14 protein-coding genes, 1 tRNA gene and 1 pseudogene are annotated in these 18,288 nt (G+C 53.3%); 7 read left to right on the top strand and 9 right to left on the bottom strand.

The features are described 5' to 3' along the window. Both L383_RS02975 and L383_RS02980 read left to right on the top strand, forming a co-directional pair. Entirely contained in the window at window positions 1–1,827 is a 1,827-nt protein-coding gene (locus tag L383_RS02975; RefSeq protein ID WP_023331914.1) for an AIPR family protein, read from the top strand. 172 nt (window positions 1,828–1,999) lie between these two features. After that, window positions 2,000–3,682: a DNA cytosine methyltransferase gene (locus tag L383_RS02980; protein WP_023331913.1), complete on the top strand. Its 1,683-nt coding sequence runs from the start codon at window positions 2,000–2,002 to the stop codon at window positions 3,680–3,682. Between the two features lie 683 nt (window positions 3,683–4,365). Here the strand turns inward: L383_RS02980 and L383_RS02985 are convergent. The 4 genes from L383_RS02985 to rraB form a co-directional block, all read right to left on the bottom strand. Continuing rightward, window positions 4,366–4,450, bottom strand: a tRNA-Leu gene (locus L383_RS02985). Between the two features lie 106 nt (window positions 4,451–4,556). Next, the gene (locus L383_RS02990) at window positions 4,557–5,279 is read right to left on the bottom strand and encodes a hypothetical protein (RefSeq protein WP_023331912.1); all 723 of its coding nucleotides are present in this window, start codon (window positions 5,277–5,279) and stop codon (window positions 4,557–4,559) included. Between the two features lie 30 nt (window positions 5,280–5,309). After that, a complete protein-coding gene (miaE, locus tag L383_RS02995; protein ID WP_023331911.1) occupies window positions 5,310–6,068 on the bottom strand; it encodes a tRNA isopentenyl-2-thiomethyl-A-37 hydroxylase MiaE in 759 nt (252 codons plus the stop codon). A gap of 46 nt (window positions 6,069–6,114) precedes the next feature. Beyond that, a complete protein-coding gene (gene rraB, locus L383_RS03000; RefSeq protein ID WP_014882320.1) occupies window positions 6,115–6,540 on the bottom strand; it encodes a ribonuclease E inhibitor RraB in 426 nt (141 codons plus the stop codon). Window positions 6,541–6,639: 99 nt separating this feature from the next. Between rraB and L383_RS26220 the strand changes: the two genes are divergently transcribed. The 3 genes from L383_RS26220 to xynR all read left to right on the top strand — a co-directional run bounded on the left by L383_RS26220 (window position 6,640) and on the right by xynR (window position 8,653). Further along, window positions 6,640–6,735 (top strand): putative translational regulatory protein ArgL, encoded by a 96-nt coding sequence (locus tag L383_RS26220; RefSeq protein ID WP_213014371.1) that lies wholly within the window; start codon window positions 6,640–6,642, stop codon window positions 6,733–6,735. Continuing rightward, a complete protein-coding gene (gene argF, locus L383_RS03005) occupies window positions 6,705–7,709 on the top strand; it encodes an ornithine carbamoyltransferase (protein WP_023331910.1) in 1,005 nt (334 codons plus the stop codon). Before L383_RS26220 ends, argF begins: the two co-directional genes overlap by 31 nt. A 185-nt stretch (window positions 7,710–7,894) precedes the next feature. Continuing rightward, entirely contained in the window at window positions 7,895–8,653 is a 759-nt protein-coding gene (xynR, locus tag L383_RS03010) for a DNA-binding transcriptional repressor XynR (RefSeq protein WP_023331909.1), read from the top strand. 4 nt (window positions 8,654–8,657) lie between these two features. Here the strand turns inward: xynR and L383_RS0124320 are convergent. From L383_RS0124320 to L383_RS03030, 5 genes and pseudogenes are all read right to left on the bottom strand, one after another. Then, window positions 8,658–10,268 (bottom strand): annotated as a pseudogene (locus tag L383_RS0124320) (glycoside hydrolase family 43 protein). A gap of 11 nt (window positions 10,269–10,279) precedes the next feature. Continuing rightward, window positions 10,280–11,662 carry an MFS transporter gene (locus tag L383_RS03015; protein ID WP_023331906.1) on the bottom strand — a complete coding sequence of 461 codons (1,383 nt, stop codon included), beginning with the start codon at window positions 11,660–11,662 and terminating at the stop codon, window positions 10,280–10,282. A gap of 224 nt (window positions 11,663–11,886) precedes the next feature. After that, on the bottom strand, window positions 11,887–13,854 hold the full coding sequence (yagF, locus tag L383_RS03020) for a xylonate dehydratase YagF (protein ID WP_014882315.1): 1,968 nt from the start codon (window positions 13,852–13,854) through the stop codon (window positions 11,887–11,889). 14 nt (window positions 13,855–13,868) lie between these two features. Then, window positions 13,869–14,777 (bottom strand): 2-keto-3-deoxygluconate aldolase, encoded by a 909-nt coding sequence (yagE, locus tag L383_RS03025; RefSeq protein ID WP_023331905.1) that lies wholly within the window; start codon window positions 14,775–14,777, stop codon window positions 13,869–13,871. A gap of 221 nt (window positions 14,778–14,998) precedes the next feature. Next, window positions 14,999–15,451, bottom strand: coding sequence for a YhcH/YjgK/YiaL family protein (locus L383_RS03030; protein WP_023331904.1), 453 nt, complete (start codon window positions 15,449–15,451; stop codon window positions 14,999–15,001). Between the two features lie 675 nt (window positions 15,452–16,126). On the opposite strand from L383_RS03030, the gene arcA reads away from it, so the two are divergent. Beyond that, window positions 16,127–17,347, top strand: coding sequence for an arginine deiminase (gene arcA / locus L383_RS03035; RefSeq protein ID WP_014882312.1), 1,221 nt, complete (start codon window positions 16,127–16,129; stop codon window positions 17,345–17,347). A 10-nt stretch (window positions 17,348–17,357) separates the two neighbouring features. Beyond that, window positions 17,358–18,269, top strand: a complete 912-nt coding sequence (gene arcC, locus L383_RS03040) for a carbamate kinase (protein WP_023331903.1) — start codon at window positions 17,358–17,360, stop codon at window positions 18,267–18,269. Window positions 18,270–18,288: the final 19 nt, after the last annotated feature.

Raw genomic sequence — 18,288 nt, 5'->3', positions numbered from 1 at the left:
ATGGACGCCAATGAATTTAGGATAGATTTTTTAGAAGAAATAAAAGTCAGTGCAGCTGTAACAGGGGATGGAACATGTGCTACTTTTGTGTCTACTTTCGCGAATTATTTACAAGAGGGTGAGTTTTTGCCTGATTTCTCAGCCTGTTATTTTGAAGGTCTTGGTAAGCATAACAGGAAACTACGTATTGATGGTTATGCATATGATGAATTCGATAAAACAATGAATCTTATAATCGCGGATTATGATGGTTCTCAGAGTGAACAGCTTCTATCGAAAAAAAAAGCAAAACAGTTACAAAATCTTATAATGAACTTCGTATACGAAGCACAAAATAACTTTTTCAGTCATAGCTTAGAAATGAGCAGACCATGTTGGGACTTGGCTGATCTTATTAAAGAAAACAAAAATGAAATACGTAAATATCGCTTACTTATTTTTTCAAATTCAGTAATAAGAACAAACATAAAAAAAATTGAATCTGATACTATTAATGGAATTCCTACTGAGTGTGAAATTTGGGACATTGAACGTTTATTCAATATGTGTGCGTCTGATTCAGGCAGGCATGTAGTTGAGATTAACTTTAAAGAGTATACGCCAAATGGAATTCCCTGCCTAAATGCAAGTGAGACATCGACAAAAGATTTCAAAAGTTATCTTTGTATTATACCTGGAGAAGTTTTAGCTGATGTATATGACCAGTATGGTAGCCTGCTTTTGGAGGGAAACGTTCGCTCATTTTTATCTACTAAAGTCGCAGTTAATAAAAAAATACGTTCCACAATAATCGAAACTCCAGAAAGATTTTTTGCATATAACAATGGAATTTCAGCTACTGCAATGAATGTCTTAATTGAGAAAACTCAAGAAGGGCAACGGCTAGTACTTGCGAATGATTTTCAAATAATCAATGGAGGGCAAACCACTGCATCTCTCTCAAATACACGACATAAAGACAAACATGATTTAAGCGAAGTGTTTGTTCAAATGAAACTCACGGTAATTGAACAAATTTCGGAGGACAAAGCCACACAACTTATTCAGGATATTTCTCGCTCATCCAATAGTCAAAATAAGGTAAGCGATGCAGACTTCTTTTCAACACATCCATTTCATATTTGGATGGAGCGATGCTCACAACGCCTTTATGCAAGAGCAAATGAAAATGCCCAATTTGATACAAAGTGGTTTTATGAAAGGGCAAGAGGGCAGTATCTTCAAAAACAAATGCGTTTAACTCGGACGGAGAAAAAAACATTCCTCCTACAGAACCCCAAAAACCAATTAATTACTAAAACCGATCTTGCTAAGGTGCGCAATACCTGGGCAGGCTTTCCATATATAGTCAGTCGTGGTGCACAAACAAATTTTACGAAATTCGCTGATAAAATGACTAAGGAATGGAGTAACCAAAAGGAGGTTGCAAAGTTAGATAATAAATATTTCCAGGAAACAGTCGCTTTAATTCTAATGTTTAAATATATGGAGAAAATGATACCACATCAAGGATGGTACTCACAAGGATACCGCGCTAATATTATTACATACACAATTGCTTTCCTGCACAAATTAATACAAAAAAAATTCAAGACTCATGAGCTTGATTTAATTGCTATCTGGGCAAGACAATCCATACCTCATCCTATTGAGAAAGCTTTAATCGAGTTATCTGAAATCGTTTACTACAAGCTCACTGATGCATCACGCGGTGTAGAAAACGTTACTCAATGGTGTAAGCGGGAAGAATGCTGGAGGAGTGTTTTGAGCATTCCTTATGACCTTTCTGACGAAATGGAAAGTTGCTTAACAGAACTGAATGACTAAGATTTCGAAATAAATTACCGATACAGCCAGTAAATATGAATATAATTTCTAACCATCGATAAATTCATTGAAAAGAAGACGCAAAGGTGAGAAAATTAGGTAACCGCATTTTATATGCTCAACTATTTATGTTTCATACAGTTAAAGTCATTAGGAAAATTTGGACTCGTTTATGAGCGAACAAGTTACATCAACATCGAAATACAGCATAGTAGATTTGTTCGCTGGTGCTGGCGGACTCAGCTATGGTTTTCTGCAGACTGGGAGATTCTCGGTTAAAGCAGCATTCGAGTTGAATGCTAGTGCGCGGCAAACTTATCAACATAACCACGGTAACAACGTGGTTATGTATAGCGACGTTGAATATGCTCTTTCAGATACAATTAAAGCAGAACTTGGTCAAGTCGATGTTGTGATCGGAGGACCACCTTGCCAAGGATTTTCAAGCGCAAACCGCCAAAAAAATCATGCGATCAGTCAGAATAATTCGCTTGTGAAAAAATTCGTTCAGGCTGTTCTCAATTTACATCCAAAAGCCTTTGTTATGGAAAACGTTAGCCTTCTGCAATCGAAAGTCCATCGGTTTTATGTTGATGAGAATGATCAACATATCATAAAGAAATATAATATCGAGACGGAGACTGCTGAGATCTCATTACTTGATAAGCCATTCCTTTTTGACGGGGCTATAGATGTAGTGCGCTACAAAGAAAAAATAGAAAAATATTTATGGAATGAAAAAGATTATTTTACTTTTAACGTTATTTATAAAGTCAGAAAAAACCAAGACAAGCTGAAATTAGCTTTAGAAAAACATAAAAAAAAATTACTTTCTCTAGCAGAAAAACTGATAAATGAGAAAAAAACCAGTTTGCACGACCCTATTGTTCACTATAATTTTCTTGCAGGGATGGTCATAAATCAGTATTTCAATAATACCAATGAAATTAAGCATACAAATCTTTTATGCACAACAATTGAACCAGTTGTTATGATCCAAAGAATGTTGTCTAAAGCCATGGAGATTCATTGTAATAATATTGTTGTAAAAGAATATTCTATAAAAAATGGCTTAACCGCTATTGTGACGTCTATGGCAGTTGTTGATTATGTTGAGTCAATACTTGGTTCTGTAGATAGCGGTTATAACATCACCAAAGGTGTTTTGTCTGCAGCTCATTTCGGCGCCCCACAAAAGCGTATGCGCTTTGTTATTATGGGAATAAAAAAATGCATTGCAAAAAGCATTAGCTTACCGGAAGGTCGTTTCTCTGAAAAACAATTCAGGACTGTTAAAGATGCCATAAAGGACATAGATAATATTAAAGTTGCTACCACTGTTAAAGATGGTAGTATCGGAATTGAGCTTCCAGTTATTGAAGAACCTATTAGCGAGTTAGGACAACAGCTTCGTAATTCAAAAATCCTTTATAATCATGTTTCTACCGAAACGACACCACATGCCTTAGAACGATTTAAAAAGATTCAGCAGGGCTGTAATTTCCATGATTTGCCATTAGAACTTAAGACTACTTATTCTGATAGCTCACGAACACAAAATACAATCTATTTACGACTCAAATATAATGAGCCTTCCGGGACAGTAGTTAATGTTAGGAAATCAATGTGGATTCATCCCATTCATGATCGAGCATTGAGTATCCGTGAAGCCGCTCGCTTACAAACTTTCCCAGACAGTTTTGTATTCTATGGAGTTAAGGATTCTCAATATCAGCAGATAGGCAATGCTGTGCCACCAATCTTAGCAAAGGCTTTAGCGCAACAATTATGTTCTTTTTTAGACCATGGCATAGCCGCTCATCCTGACACGTTTAGTCTATCTACTAATTGCTGAATAAAATAAAAACTCGAGCCTGAATGGAAGCAATATCAGGCTCAGAACACTTATTTTCCATATCACTATTTCACTATTTCACTATCAATTATTGTTCTCTTTTAAAGTAAAAAGATATAAATCATAAAAACTAAAATCAAAATCTATAAAAATGTTCTTTACAGTTAAACGTGCGCTTATTTTTATTGTCTTAATATTAACTGTTAACTATGGACTATAAGCTCCATTCGGAAAATTGTTAGATATTCGCTTTCATTGCAATTGGAATTGGAATTGGAATTGGAATTGGAATTGGAATTGGAATTGGAATTGGAATTGGAATTGGAATTGGAATTGGAATTATTGTTTATTTCTCCTAATGACGCACTGGAATTAATCATTAATTATTTAAAAATCAGGCTTATGACGCTAAGTGATTAATATCCTGCCATGTTAACTAACCTCCTATTCTATTGCTTCATAGATAGATATCATCAGCTATAGTTAGATATTAAATTTAAAGATTTTAATTTTTACTTTCTTATATGCAACACACAACTATTTATTTTTTTGTTTTTTAGTACCTAGAACGAAAATTAAAGCACTGCCATTAATGATCAACCTTTAGTATTACACATCCCTCATGTTCCACGGGTTTCAGACACAAAAAAAGCCGCCCTTAAGCGACTTTGATTTGCATCTTTTGGTGCCGAAGGCCGGACTCGAACCGGCACGTATTTCTACGGTTGATTTTGAATCAACTGCGTCTACCGATTTCGCCACTTCGGCACTGAAGGGGATGCGGAAACGTTGTGGATTATACCTGTCGCGCGCCGCCATGCAAGCGACGACGCGCGAAACCCGCGCTAAGTGCCCAAAAAACCAGCGCCCTTGGTCACTCCAGCTCAGATACCGCCAGCCGAATCACCCCTGCCGCCTTCTGCTCCGGCAGCGCCAGCACCTTCGCCCACATCTCCTGCACCATATCGCATGAGAGCTTTTCTTTGCCCGCCGCCTTCTCCGGCATCTGCAGCAGCTGGATGTCCTCGCCGTACTTATCGGCAAGTTGCTTCATAATCGGCCGCACATCCTCGACAGCCGCCTCGCGCTCGGCCGGGGTCACGGTGTGGCGGTTTTTGCCGTAGGCCGCGCGCATCATATCGGCGTCGGCCTGCATGCGCCGCGCCATCAGGTCTTTATCCAGCATGCGCATCGGGTTCACGCCGCCCTTCACCATCGGGTAGAGGAAGCGGAAGCAGGCGTCGTCGCTCACCTTCTGGATGGCGGCGGTCTGCTCCATGTTGATGGTCATGTAGTTCACCACGTTGGCGTCCGGGGCGTTTTGCAGGCGCGACATCTGCAGATGCAGGATCTGCGGCTGGATGGTGTCGATAATCTGCTGCTCCGGCTCGCCCGCTTTTTGCAGGGCGGCCATCTGGTCGAGAATACGCTGATGCAGCGCAGGCTCCTGCTCCTTAATCACCTGCCAGGCGGGCATCGCGTTAAGGGCAGCATCCATCTGCTGTTCCGGCGCGCGCTGCCTGTCGAAGAACACCCAGAACGCCACGGCGGCGGCCGCGACGACGACAATCACAATACGGGTCCACGTTTTATTCATCTCGCATCCTTATCCTTGCGTTATGCCGGTTTACACCGGCACGCCGCTGTGGAAGCGAAACTCGTGGTCCGGTGTCGAGATAAGTGTGGCTTCAATTTCGCCAAAATGCTGTATGCGCGGTGAGATATCGTCGTCGCTCACCTGTTGGGCCAGCGTCAGGTAGTCCTGATAGTGGCGCGCTTCCGAGCGCAGCAGCGAGAGATAAAACTTTTGCAGGTCGTCCTCGAGGAACGGGGCCAGCGCGGCGAAGCGTTCGCAGGAGCGGGCTTCGATGTAGGCGCCGCAGATGAGTTTGTCGATCAGCGTCAGGGGTTCGTGGGTGCGCACTTCTTTAAGCATCCCTTTGGCGTAGCGGCTGGCGGTGATTTTGACGTACGGAATGTCGCGGGCCAGCATCGCCTCGCGCACCTGCCAGAAGTGGTGCAGCTCCTCTTTAATCAGCAGCACCATGCTGTCGATGAGCGCCTGGCCCCACGGGTCGTCGGTTTTGGGCATCACGCTTTTGCCAATCTGCTTGTGCAGGGCAATAAAGTCCGGCTCCGGGCCGTCGCGGAAGGTGAACAGTTCGTAGGGTTTGAGCCAGTCGAGCAGCGCGTCGGCACCGCTTTCGTCGGCGACGTATTTACGAACCAGTAATAGCGCGGTCTGGGCGGCCTTGAGCTCGCACACCATGTGGTCGGTGAGCAGCAGCGGCAGATTTGCCGGGTCGCGGGCTTTATCAATCCATGCTTGCGGGGTCGGGCACTGAAGGAAGTTGAGTACGGGGGCGAGTATCTGCGGGTAATCCATGGTTCTGCCTTGAAAAAGCGGTGGCGCGCGCCACCGCCTGAAACGCTTAGTGACGCACGCCGTCGTCGTCTTCGTCGACGTAATCTTCGTCGTCGCCTTCTTCGCCGTCTTCACCGTTCGGATCTTCGAAGTAGGTGCCCCAGCCGTCGTACTCCACCTCAAACTTCTCGGCCAGGTTCATCAGCTGTTCCACCTGCGCGTCGATAAGCTCCGCCTTCAGCGCGCCCTCGCTCAGGATGTCGCAGCAGATGACGGTGTCGCCCTCTTCCACTTCCAGCTCTTCCGGCTCGGTCACTTCGTAACCCAGCTTGAAGGCTTCCACCGCCATTTTTTCCAGCGCGTCGAAATCATCCGCAGAGAAATGGTGCTCGATGGTGTACAGCGCGTCCGGATCGCTACCGTCTTCCAGCAGCTCTTCAATAATCAGACGCGTCTCTTCGCGTTGCTCTTCCAGGTGTTCCGGGTTTGCCATGGCTCAATCCTCTTTAAAGTGCGGCAGATACTTCTATTTTCACACACGGACGGGTTTGCCTCCACCTTTGTAAGAAAGAATTGTGAAACGGGGTTGCAAATGAATAATTACACATATAAAGTGAATTTTAATTCAATAAGTGGCGTTCGCCAGGCGAGGATAAAATGTCCGATTTGTACAAGAAACACTTTCTGAAATTGCTCGACTTTACCCCTGCACAGTTCACTTCTCTGCTGACTCTTGCCGCACAGCTCAAAGCCGATAAAAAAAAGGGCAAGGAAGTACAAAAGCTTACTGGTAAAAACATCGCGCTCATCTTCGAAAAAGACTCGACCCGTACACGATGCTCTTTCGAAGTTGCCGCATTTGACCAGGGCGCACGCGTCACTTATTTAGGGCCGAGCGGCAGCCAGATTGGGCATAAAGAGTCAATTAAGGACACCGCACGGGTGCTCGGGCGGATGTACGACGGCATTCAGTATCGCGGCCACGGCCAGGACGTGGTCGAAACGCTGGCACAATATGCGGGCGTGCCGGTGTGGAACGGCCTGACCAACGAGTTTCACCCGACGCAGCTGCTGGCGGACCTGCTGACCATGCAGGAGCACCTGCCGGGCAAAGCGTTTAACGAGATGACGCTGGTCTACGCGGGCGATGCGCGCAACAACATGGGCAACTCGATGCTGGAAGCGGCGGCGCTGACCGGGCTGGATCTGCGTCTGGTGGCCCCGAAAGCCTGCTGGCCGGAAGAGAGCCTGGTAGCGGAGTGCAGCGCGCTGGCAGAGAAGCACGGCGGCAAAATCACCCTGACGGAAGACGTGGCGGCCGGCGTGAAGGGCGCGGACTTTATCTATACCGACGTGTGGGTGTCGATGGGCGAAGCCAAAGAGAAGTGGGCGGAGCGGATTGCGCTGCTGCGCGGGTATCAGGTGAACGCGCAGATGATGGCGCTGACCGGCAACCCGAACGTCAAGTTCCTGCACTGTCTGCCGGCGTTCCATGACGACCAGACCACGCTCGGCAAGCAGATGGCGAAGGAGTTCGATCTGCACGGCGGGATGGAGGTGACGGACGAGGTGTTTGAGTCGGCGGCGAGCATCGTGTTCGACCAGGCAGAAAACCGGATGCATACGATTAAGGCGGTGATGGTGGCGACGCTTGGGGAGTGATCCTCTCTCCCACATTTTTATTCGGTGCGCTCTTCTTGCCGGGTGACGCTGCGCTTACCCGGCCTACAAAACCCGTAGGCCCGTGCAAGCGAAGCGCCGCCGGGCAAATCAGGCCTGCTCAATTGATTTTTCACCCCAAAAAAGGTACGTTTTCGCCTTAATTCCAGCGTGGACATGCCAGCATTATGCCGATTATTCAGTCTGTTGAACGTGCGTTGCAGATCCTCGACCTGTTCAACGAGCAGGCCACCGAGCTTAAGATCACCGACATCAGCAAACTGATGGGGCTGAGCAAAAGTACCCTCCATTCGCTGCTGAAAACCCTGCAGCTTCACGGCTATATCGATCAGAACCCGGAGAACGGTAAATATCGCCTCGGCATGAAGCTGGTCGAGCGCGGTCATTTCGTCGTGGGCTCAATGGATATTCGTCAGAAGGCAAAAGGCTGGCTGATGGATCTTTCCCGGCGGACCGGGCAGACCACCCATCTGGGGATCCTGGACGGGCGTGAAGGGGTCTATATCGAGAAGATTGAAGGCAAGCTGGCCGCCATCGCCTATTCGCGCATTGGCCGTCGCCTGCCGGTTCATGCCACCGCCATCGGCAAGGTGTTGATTGCCTGGCTGGGCGAGGCCGAGCTGAACGCCCTGCTGGAGGGCTATCAGTACACCACCTTTACCCCTTCTACTCTTGCCACCCGCGAAGCGTTGGTGGATGCGCTGAAAAAAACCCGCGAACAAGGCTACGCCCTGGACAGCGAAGAGAACGAGCAGGGCGTGCGCTGCGTGGCGGTGCCGGTGTGGAACCACGAGTCACGCGTGATTGCCGCCCTGAGCCTGTCGACGTTGACCTCGCGCGTGGACGACGCCGAGCTGGCTAATTTCCGCGAGCAGCTTCAGCAGGCCGGGCTCCAGCTCTCACGCGCGCTGGGCTACCCGGCCTGAGCCGCTACAGCGGCTCGTAGGTAAAGTAGTCGAAGTCCGCGTGGCAGCCGTCACCGCTGATGTCCTCGCAGTGCAGCCCCACGAATGCGCCGGTGAAGAAGCCGCGCCCGCCGATGTAGTCGTCCGACAGTTTCCACGCCTCATAGGTTACCGGCACGGTGTGCCACGTCTCGCCGTCGAACGAGTAGCTGTAGCGATAGACCAGCGTATCCACATCGACGCGCAGCCAGACGCTCTGCGCACTCTCCGGCACCGGAATCGGCTGCTCGTGCAGCGGCCATGACGGCACGTTGTGGTCGAGCTGGATCACCTTTATGGTTCTCCCCTGCCCCTCCTCGTAGTCCACAAAGCAGTAGCTCCAGTTTTTGCTGTTGTAGTAGCAGGTCAGCCCCGCGCTCTGCTGGAAGTGGACCGGCGAGAACTGCATCCGCGTCTCCGCCCGGAAGGTGAAGTGCTGCCAGCGGCGCGCCACGGTCGACTGGGTGAAGGTCGAGTTAAGCGAGTCGTTGCCGTAGAGCCGTAAATAGCCGGGGCGCGCGGTGAGCGAGCCGAGGGTGTCGTCGAACGGAATGCGCAGGGTTTGCAGCTCCGGGTCAAGCGAACTGGCGTCAAAATCGTCCCGCCAGCTGTGCTGAACGGCAGCGGGCTGCTCGGCAATCTGCGGACCTTTCACGGTCAGCTACGCGTGCTTACCACCTTCGACATACGGCCAGCCGTCGCGCCACTCAATACGGGCGATGCCGGTCTCGCGCCCCAGCGGGCAGTAGCCGCGCCCGCCGGAGGCCAGCAGCGGCACGCCGGGCAGGCGCAGCGGGCGGCTGGTGAGGTAGGCCATATACCATTCCCCCGTGTGGGTCTGCAGCAGCGAACCGTGGCCGCTCTTCTGCAGCGGGTTCTCCGGCAGGTGCCAGCTGGTCATCATCGTCACGTCCGGGTGCAGCTCGTACGGCCCGTCGATCGTTTTTGAACGCAGCACCACGACGGCGTGTTCGTAGCTGGTGCCGCCTTCGGCAACCATCAGGTAGTACCATCCTGCGTGGCGATACAGGTGCGCACCTTCGGTGTAGCAGAGCGGCGTGCCGGTAAACAGCGTCTTACGCTCCGGCGAGAGGGTGCCGGTCTGCGGATCGAACTCCTGCATCACGATGGTGTTGTGCGGGTTGCTGTGGTGGCGCGGCCCCCACGGGCGGTAAAGGTAATATTTGCGGCCATCGTCGTCGTGGAACAGGGACGGGTCGAACCCGCCGTTGCCCATCGGGATCGGCTCGCTCCACGGCCCCTCAATGGACGGCGCGGTGACGAGGAAATTGCGGCCGTTTTTCCACGGCGAGTCGACGATTTTCACGTCGGTATAGAGCAGCCAGAATTTGCCGTCGGCGTAGCTCAGGCACGGCGCCCAGATGCCGCCGGAGTCCGGGTTGCCCTTCATGTCCAGCATCGACACGCGGTCCAGCGGGGTGCTGACCAGCGACCAGTTTTTCAGGTCGCGGGAGTGGTAGATACGCACGCCCGGAAACCACTCGAAGGTCGAGGTGGCGATGTAGTAGTCCTCGCCCTGGCGGCAGAGGGACGGGTCCGGGTTGAATCCGGTCAGAATGGGGTTCGTGATTTCCATAGTGCCTCCGGTTAATGAGATGCGGCTGTCGCGGCGTCGGGAACGGCTTCACCCTGGGCCGCGCGGTGCTTGATCAGCTGCTGGCTGATGGCCTCCACGCGGGCGTCGGTGAGTTTGTAGAACGACAGCATGATGAACATGCCCGCGTAGAGCACTACCGGCACCACGCAGAACAGAATTTTGATGGTGGTCAGCACCTCAACCGGCTGCACGCTGCTGCTGGCGGAGTAGTTGACGTACGCCAGGATCCAGCCCACTACCGCCCCGCCAATCGCCAGGCCAATCTTCAGGCTGAACAGGTAGGTGGAGAACACCAGCCCGTCGAGGCGGCGCCCGTTGCGGCTCTCCTCGTAATCCACCACGTCAGAGGCCATGAGCCACTGGAGCGGCGTGGTGGTGTTAAAGACGAACAGGAACAGAATGTTGAGGGCGAAAATCAGGGCGATATGCTCCGCCGGGGTGACGAAAATCAGCAGGCTGATCAGCGAGTAGGCGACGATGATCCACTTGAAGGCGGTGACGCGGTCAAAGCGGCCCAGCAGGCGGGAGGAGCAGAGCGAGCCGAACATGGTGGCGAGGCTGCCATAGAGTAAAAACTGGGTCGCCAGCTCCGGGTGATCCATCACGTATTTGACGAAGTAGAGGGTCGCCCCGCCGCGCACCACGTTGGAACAGGTCGCCATCATCTTAAAGGCACACATAATGCGCCACTGGCCGTTGCCGAACAGCAGCCTGAGATCTTTTGCCACCGACGAGCCCGGCTGCACCTCAAAGGTGTAACGCTCTTTGGTGGTAAAGAAGCAGACGTAGAGCAGCACCACGCCGCTCAGCCCCAGCACGCACATGGCGCCGAAATAGCCCACCTGCTCGTCCCCTTTGCCGATGATGCTCACCAGCGGCAGGGCAATGCCGCTGATGGCGAGCGAACCCGCCGCCGCCAGGAAGAAACGCCAGGATTGCAGGGCGTGACGCTCTTTCGGGTCAGCGGTGATGACGCCCGGCATGGCGCAGTACGGCACGTTAACGAAGGTGTAGACCAGGGTCAGGAGAATGTAGGTCACGCAGGCGTAGATGATTTTGCCCTGCGCCGAGAAGTCCGGCGTGTAGAAGGTCAGTACGCAGACGATGCCGAACGGAATCGCGCCCCACAGCAGGAACGGGCGGAACTGGCCGTGCCGCGTGCGGGTGCGGTCAACCAGCAGCCCCATCAGCGGGTCGGTGACGGCGTCGAGCACGCGGGAGACCAAAAACAGCGTGCCCATAATGCCCGCTGACAGGCCGAAGACGTCGGTATAGAAATAGGCCAGCAGAAACATTGTGGCCTGCCAGACGAAGCCGCAGGCGGTGTCACCCAGCCCGTAGCCAATTTTGTCTTTCATGGTTAATTGCGTCATCAGAATTACACCCTTATGTCGTGTGCTGAATAACAATATCGTGTTAATGGAGTGTAATGAGCTGTTCAATTAACCAGCAATGGTCATATCTTATTTCTGAATTATGTTATTTTGCTTTTGTGACGCCAACGATATATCGCAAATGATTGTTTAAATTAATAAATTACAGAAACGCGAAAACCGTCCGCGGAATATTTTCCGCAGACGTTTTTTCCTGGAAATAATTAAATGCCGAGCGCTTTTTTACCGGCGTTAATTACCTCAATAATTTTATCGGTGTCATAAATACAGCCTTTCCAGGTGCCACCGCTCACCGACTGCAATGCTGCCCATAGCCGCGTATCGTCCGGCAAAAAGTCGTGGGCGTGCAGGTCCGGATGCGTCTGCCGCCGTGCCAGCTCGCGCGCGCCCTCTTCCGGCGTCAGCGGGGTGTCCGCCGTGCCGATAAAGTTCACGCTGCCCGTCAGGGTCATACGATCCACGGCAATCTCAATGATGTCGTTATCGCGCAATTTGCCGATCGGCCCGCCCGCCAGCGCCTCCGGCGACACGTGCCCGAAGCAGGCGCCCGTCGACACGCCCGAGAAGCGCGCATCGGTAATCAGCGACACCGTTTTGCCCCACGAGATATGCTTCAGCGCGGAGGTGAGCTGGTAGGTCTCTTCCATGCCGGTGCCGGACGGCCCGCCGCCGATAACCACCATGATATCGCCCTGCTGAATCTCTTCCCGCTTGATGGCCTTAATCGCCTGCGCTTCTGAGACAAACACCCGCGCCCGGCCGGTGTGGCGGTAAACGCCATCGTCACCGACCACCGACGGGTCGATCGCCGTGGCCTTGATCACCGATCCTTCCGGCGCAATGTTGCCCGTCGGGAAGCAGACCGTTGAGGTCAGCCCTTTCGCTTTGGCCTTCTCGGGCGGCAGGATCACGTCATCCGGATCGACGCCGTCCTGCTCGCGCAGGCACTGACGGAAGCGCGCCCGACGTTCCGAGGCCTGCCACCAGTCGAGGTTCTCGCCCACCGTCTGGCCGGTCACGGTCATGGCATCCAGATGCAGCAGGCCGAGATCGCGCAGGTGGAGCATCACCTCCGGCACGCCGCCTGCCAGGAACGCGCGCACGGTCGGATGGTAGTCCGGACCGTTGGGCAGCACGCTTACCAGGCGCGGAACTTTACGGTTGATGCGCGTCCAGTGCGCGACGTCAGGAAGGGTGCAGCCCGCCGCGTGGGCGATGGCCGGTATGTGCAGCAGTAAATTGGTGGAACCGCCGAACGCCGCGTGGAGCACCATGGCGTTTTCGATGGCCTTATCGGTAAGGATATCGCGCGTGGTGATGCCGCGGTTATCCAGCTCGCTCACCGCCCGCGCCGACTGGCGGGCGATCTCGAGCCACACCGCCTGCCCGGACGGTGCCAGCGCGGAGTGAGGCAGTGCCAGACCCAGCGCTTCCGCGACCACCTGAGAGGTGCCCGCCGTGCCGAGAAACTGACACCCGCCGCCCGGCGACGCGCAGGCGCGACAGCCCAGCTCGGCGGCCTCCTGCAACGACAGCTCGTGGTTGGCAAAGCGCGCGCCAATGGTCTGCACCTTGCCCGCATCTTCACCCACGGTCGGCGGCAGCGTCGCGCCGCCCGGCACCAGAATGGTCGGCAGATCGTGCATGGCGGCCAGCGCGATCATGGTCGCAGGCAGCCCTTTATCGCAGGTTGCCACGCCGATCACCGCCCGGCGCGTCGGCAGGGAGCGGATCAGACGACGAAATACGATCGCCGCGTCGTTGCGGTACGGCAGGGAGTCGAACATGCCGTGCGTGCCCTGAGAGCGCCCGTCGCACGGGTCGCTGACGAAGGCCGCGAACGGGATCCCACCGTTGCGGGTGATCTCCTTCGCCGCCGCCTGCATCTGCATGCCAATTTCCCAGTGCCCGGTGTGGTAGCCCAGCGCAACCGGGCGTCCGTCCCCGGCGCGGATGCCGCCCTGGGTACCGATGATCAGCACCTCTTTGCCGGTCAGCCTGTTGGCGTCCCAGCCCATCCCGGCGTTTTGCGTCATGCCGAACAGGTTGCCGCTGGGGGATTCCATCAGCATTTGCGGGGTCAGCGGCAGCGCGCCCTGCGGCCCCGCCGCGTGGGTGATCACCGCATAAAACGCATCGTCCTGTGGGGTGAAAATTTTCTCGATGGTCATGGTTATCTTCCGGCTCAGCAGAGCTTGAGCTGTTGCAGCAGGGATTTCAGCTGCGCTTTGCGCGGCTCGTCCAGCGGTGAAGCGGGCGGCAGCACGTGCGTGGAGATCGGGCGGCCGCAAAGTACAATCGCCTCTTTAATGACGTTCACGAACGGCGTATCCAGCTGATACAGCTGCGGGATTTGCAGCAAGGTCTGATGATACTCAGCCGCTTTCGCCACGTCCTTATCGCGCCAGGCTTTCAGAAGATTTACCGACACCTGCGGCGCAAAGTTGCCGCTCGCCGAAATCGCCCCGTCGCCGCCGAGCAGCAGGGTATTAAACAGATGGTCGTCGTAGCCACACAGCACGGTGAAGTGCGGGTGGGCCGCTTTGACGGTGTGGATCATGCTGCGCAGATGGGCGACGGAGTCGATGGTGTCTTTAATGCCTACGATGTTGCTGCGCGAGTCGGCGAGGGTTTTCACCAGCGCTGGCGTGAGATCCTGCCCGGTCAGCGCCGGGAAGTTATAGAGCATCACCGGCAGCGTGACGCTGTCGGCCACCTGTTCGAAATAGCGAATCAGGTTCGCTTCCGAGACTTTCCAGTAGTAGGGGTTGATGACCACGATGCCGTCCGCGCCCGCCTGCTGCGCGTGCTGGCTCAGTTCAATGGTTTCCCGGGCGTTGGTGCCGCCGGTGCCGATCAGAACCGGCACGCGACGATCGACATGATCGATAGCAAATCGGGCAATGGTTTTACGCTCTTCGGCGTTGAGCTGGGAGAATTCGCCGCCGCTGCCAAGGAAGAACAGGCCATCAACGCCTGCGGCGATCAGATCGTCGATCAGCGCGGCGGTGCCATGCTTATCGAGCTGGCCATCGGCGGTAAAAATGGTGGAGACAGGGGGAATGATTCCCGTAAACAACACAGGCTGCGGCATGAGATCTCCTTGCTGAATCATTTTGTTCTACATTATAGAACAGCGTTCATTAATTTAACGATCATACTATGACGCAGAAAAAGCGCAGGTAAATGGGAGATGAGGAGGGAGTGCGGGAAATTTAAGCTGGATCACAGATTAAAGGGTGCGGTCTGTTGCCCTCACCCTAACCCTCTCCCACAGGGAGAGGGGACTTTTACTCCCTACCGGGGTTAATGGAGTTATTCAATCAGCATTTTCACCACGACTTTTCGCACCCTGGCAGGCGCCCCCACCGCGCACAGCGGCTTATGGACTTCGCCAGGCCAGAACACCACAAAATCCCCTTCGCTCAGCACCACGGTTTTCTCCTGCTCGCCTTCCGGCAGGAACGCGATGTCTTTGTCCGCCAGCCAGTCGGTATCCGGCGTACCGTGCGGCAGGGTGCTGAAGGTCATCCCTTCCTGACCCTTCATCACGATCTGGATGTCCAGATAGCGCGCATGAAACTCGGCGCGGCGTTCAGCAAACGGCTGAGTCATGTCTTCCGAGACCAGATAAAACAGAGTGTTGCCATCGATATCATGCTTGCCGGGCGGCGTGGCGTCGGTGACGTGGCGCTTTATATAGTCAATGGCCTGGCGCAGTTCGTCAGGCAGCCAGGGCTGGAGATGGTGGATGTTGCCGATGATCATGAGAAAACCCTCAATGTAAAACAACGTTTCATTTTTGTCTTTTATACGAGAGTTCGCGCTGCCATACCAGTCCTTTTTCTGTGACCTTTGCGCGAGCGCATGTTTATCGGGAAAGGTGTTAATTCACTGTTAATCACACACAGGCAATTATGCAGCGGTTATGCATAACCTCATTTCGCGCGCGTCATAGCGCCAACATAACCTCCTGAATCGAAAGCGTAAATCACAAAACCTGCTGCCGTATCACATTTTATCACTTTAATAATTTCCTTTATAACCCCATAATTATTTATGGATTTTCCTTAAGTCAAAAATAGTTAACTGCCATTATTGCATAGCTATTCCAGACACCAAATTTTAACTTTTAAAATCAATGATATAACTAATTATTTCGAAACATTAAATTCTACAAAATAATAACAAATACAAATATTGCCACCGAATGCTGCTTAGCTATTCACGTATCAATAATATGAAATTAATCATTATCTGATGCGAATCATGCAAATGAAAACAAACACCTTAATATCCATTTTCGCGTGAACTGCATCACAATAATGATTATTTAACCGCCTAGTATGAACCACGAAATCAATTGAGCTTAGCCGCCATGAAATTAAACACATCACATGGCGCATGCCCTTTTTATTCTGAAAAACAGTTAAAGGAATAATTATGGAAAAGCATTACGTCGGTTCTGAAATTGGTCAATTGCGTAGCGTTATGCTGCACCGCCCAAATTTAAGTCTGAAACGTTTAACGCCATCGAATTGTCAGGAACTGCTTTTCGATGATGTGCTCTCGGTTGAACGGGCGGGTGAAGAGCATGATATCTTCGCAAACACGCTGCGCGAGCAGGGTGTGGAAGTCCTGCTGTTAACCGACCTCCTGACACAAACGCTTGATATTACTGAAGCGAAAGCCTGGCTGCTGGAGACGCAAATCTCGGACTATCGCCTCGGACCTACCTTTGCGGGCGACGTGCGCGGCTGGCTGGCGGACATGCCGCACCGTGAACTGGCGCGCAGATTAAGCGGCGGATTAACCTACGGCGAAATTCCGGCGGCCATCAAAAATATGGTGGTAGATACCCACACGGCCAATGACTTTATTATGAAGCCGCTGCCGAACCATTTATTTACCCGCGACACTTCCTGCTGGATTTATAACGGCGTGTCCATTAACCCGATGGCTAAACCCGCCCGTCAGCGTGAAACCAATAACCTTCGGGCAATATATCGCTGGCATCCGGCATTTGCCGACGGCGATTTTATTAAGTATTTCGGCGACGAAAATATTAATTACGACCACGCTACCCTGGAAGGCGGCGACGTATTAGTGATTGGTCGCGGGGCGGTATTGATCGGCATGTCCGAACGCACGACGCCGCAGGGCGTGGAGTTCCTCGCCAACAGCCTGTTCAAACACCGCCAGGCCGAGCGCGTGATCGCCGTTGAGCTGCCAAAACATCGCTCCTGCATGCACCTCGACACCGTGATGACCCACATCGACGTGGACACTTTCTCCGTCTACCCGGAAGTGGTGCGCAAAGACGCCCAGTGCTGGACGCTCACCCCGGACGGGCGCGGCGGTCTGCAACGTACCCAGGAAACCGACCTGCTGCACGCCATCGAGAAAGCGCTCGGCATTAACCAGGTGCGCCTGATCACCACCGGCGGCGACGCCTTTGAAGCCGAACGCGAACAGTGGAACGACGCCAACAACGTTCTGACCATCCGTCCCGGCGTGGTGATTGGCTACGAGCGCAACGTCTGGACTAACGAGAAGTACGACAAAGCCGGCATCACCGTGCTGCCCATCCCGGGCGATGAGCTGGGACGCGGCCGCGGCGGCGCACGCTGCATGAGCTGCCCACTGGAACGCGACGGAATTTAAAGGAGCCATCATGGAACGAAAACCCACTCTGGTTGTGGCCCTTGGCGGCAACGCGCTGCTGAAGCGCGGCGAGCCGCTGGAAGCCGAGATCCAGCGCCAGAACATTGAGCAGGCCGCCCGCACCATCGCCGGGCTCACGGCGCAGTGGCGCGTGGTGCTGGTCCACGGCAACGGTCCACAGGTCGGGCTGCTGGCGCTGCAGAACAGCGCCTACGACAAAGTGACCCCTTACCCACTGGACGTTCTTGGTGCCGAAAGCCAGGGGATGATCGGCTACATGCTCCAGCAGGCGCTGAAAAACAACCTGCCGCAGCGTGAGGTGAGCGTCCTGCTTACGCAAGTGGAAGTGGACGCCGCCGACCCGGCGTTCAGCAACCCGACCAAATACATCGGCCCGGTGTACAGCGAAGCCCAGGCAAAAACGCTGGCCGCGGAAAAAGGCTGGGTGTTTAAGGCCGACGGCAGCTACTTCCGTCGCGTGGTGCCGTCACCGCAGCCGAAACGCATCGTCGAGAGCGACGCCATCACGGCGCTGATCCAGCGCGACCACCTGGTGATCTGCAACGGCGGCGGCGGCGTGCCGGTGGTGGAAAACGCCAACGGCTATCACGGCATTGAGGCGGTGATCGATAAAGACCTCTCCGCCGCCCTGCTGGCGCGCCAGATTGAGGCCGACGCCCTGCTGATCCTCACCGATGCCGACGCGGTGTACCTCGACTGGGGAAAACCGACCCAGCGCCCGCTGGCGCAGGTGACGCCAGAACTGCTCAGAGGCATGCAGTTTGACGCCGGATCGATGGGGCCGAAAGTGGCCGCCTGCCGCGAGTTTGTTGAAGCCTGCAACGGCATTGCCGGAATCGGCGCGCTGGCCGATGGGGCAGAGATTCTGGCGGGCGAGAAAGGCACGTTGATTCGTAACTGAACATACATTTAAAAAGGAT

The organism is Enterobacter sp. MGH 37 (genome assembly GCF_000534515.1).
Taxonomy (GTDB): domain Bacteria; phylum Pseudomonadota; class Gammaproteobacteria; order Enterobacterales; family Enterobacteriaceae; genus Enterobacter; species Enterobacter kobei.
The sequence above is the reverse complement of the archived record's forward strand: the minus strand, read 5'-3'. Positions and strand labels throughout refer to the sequence as shown.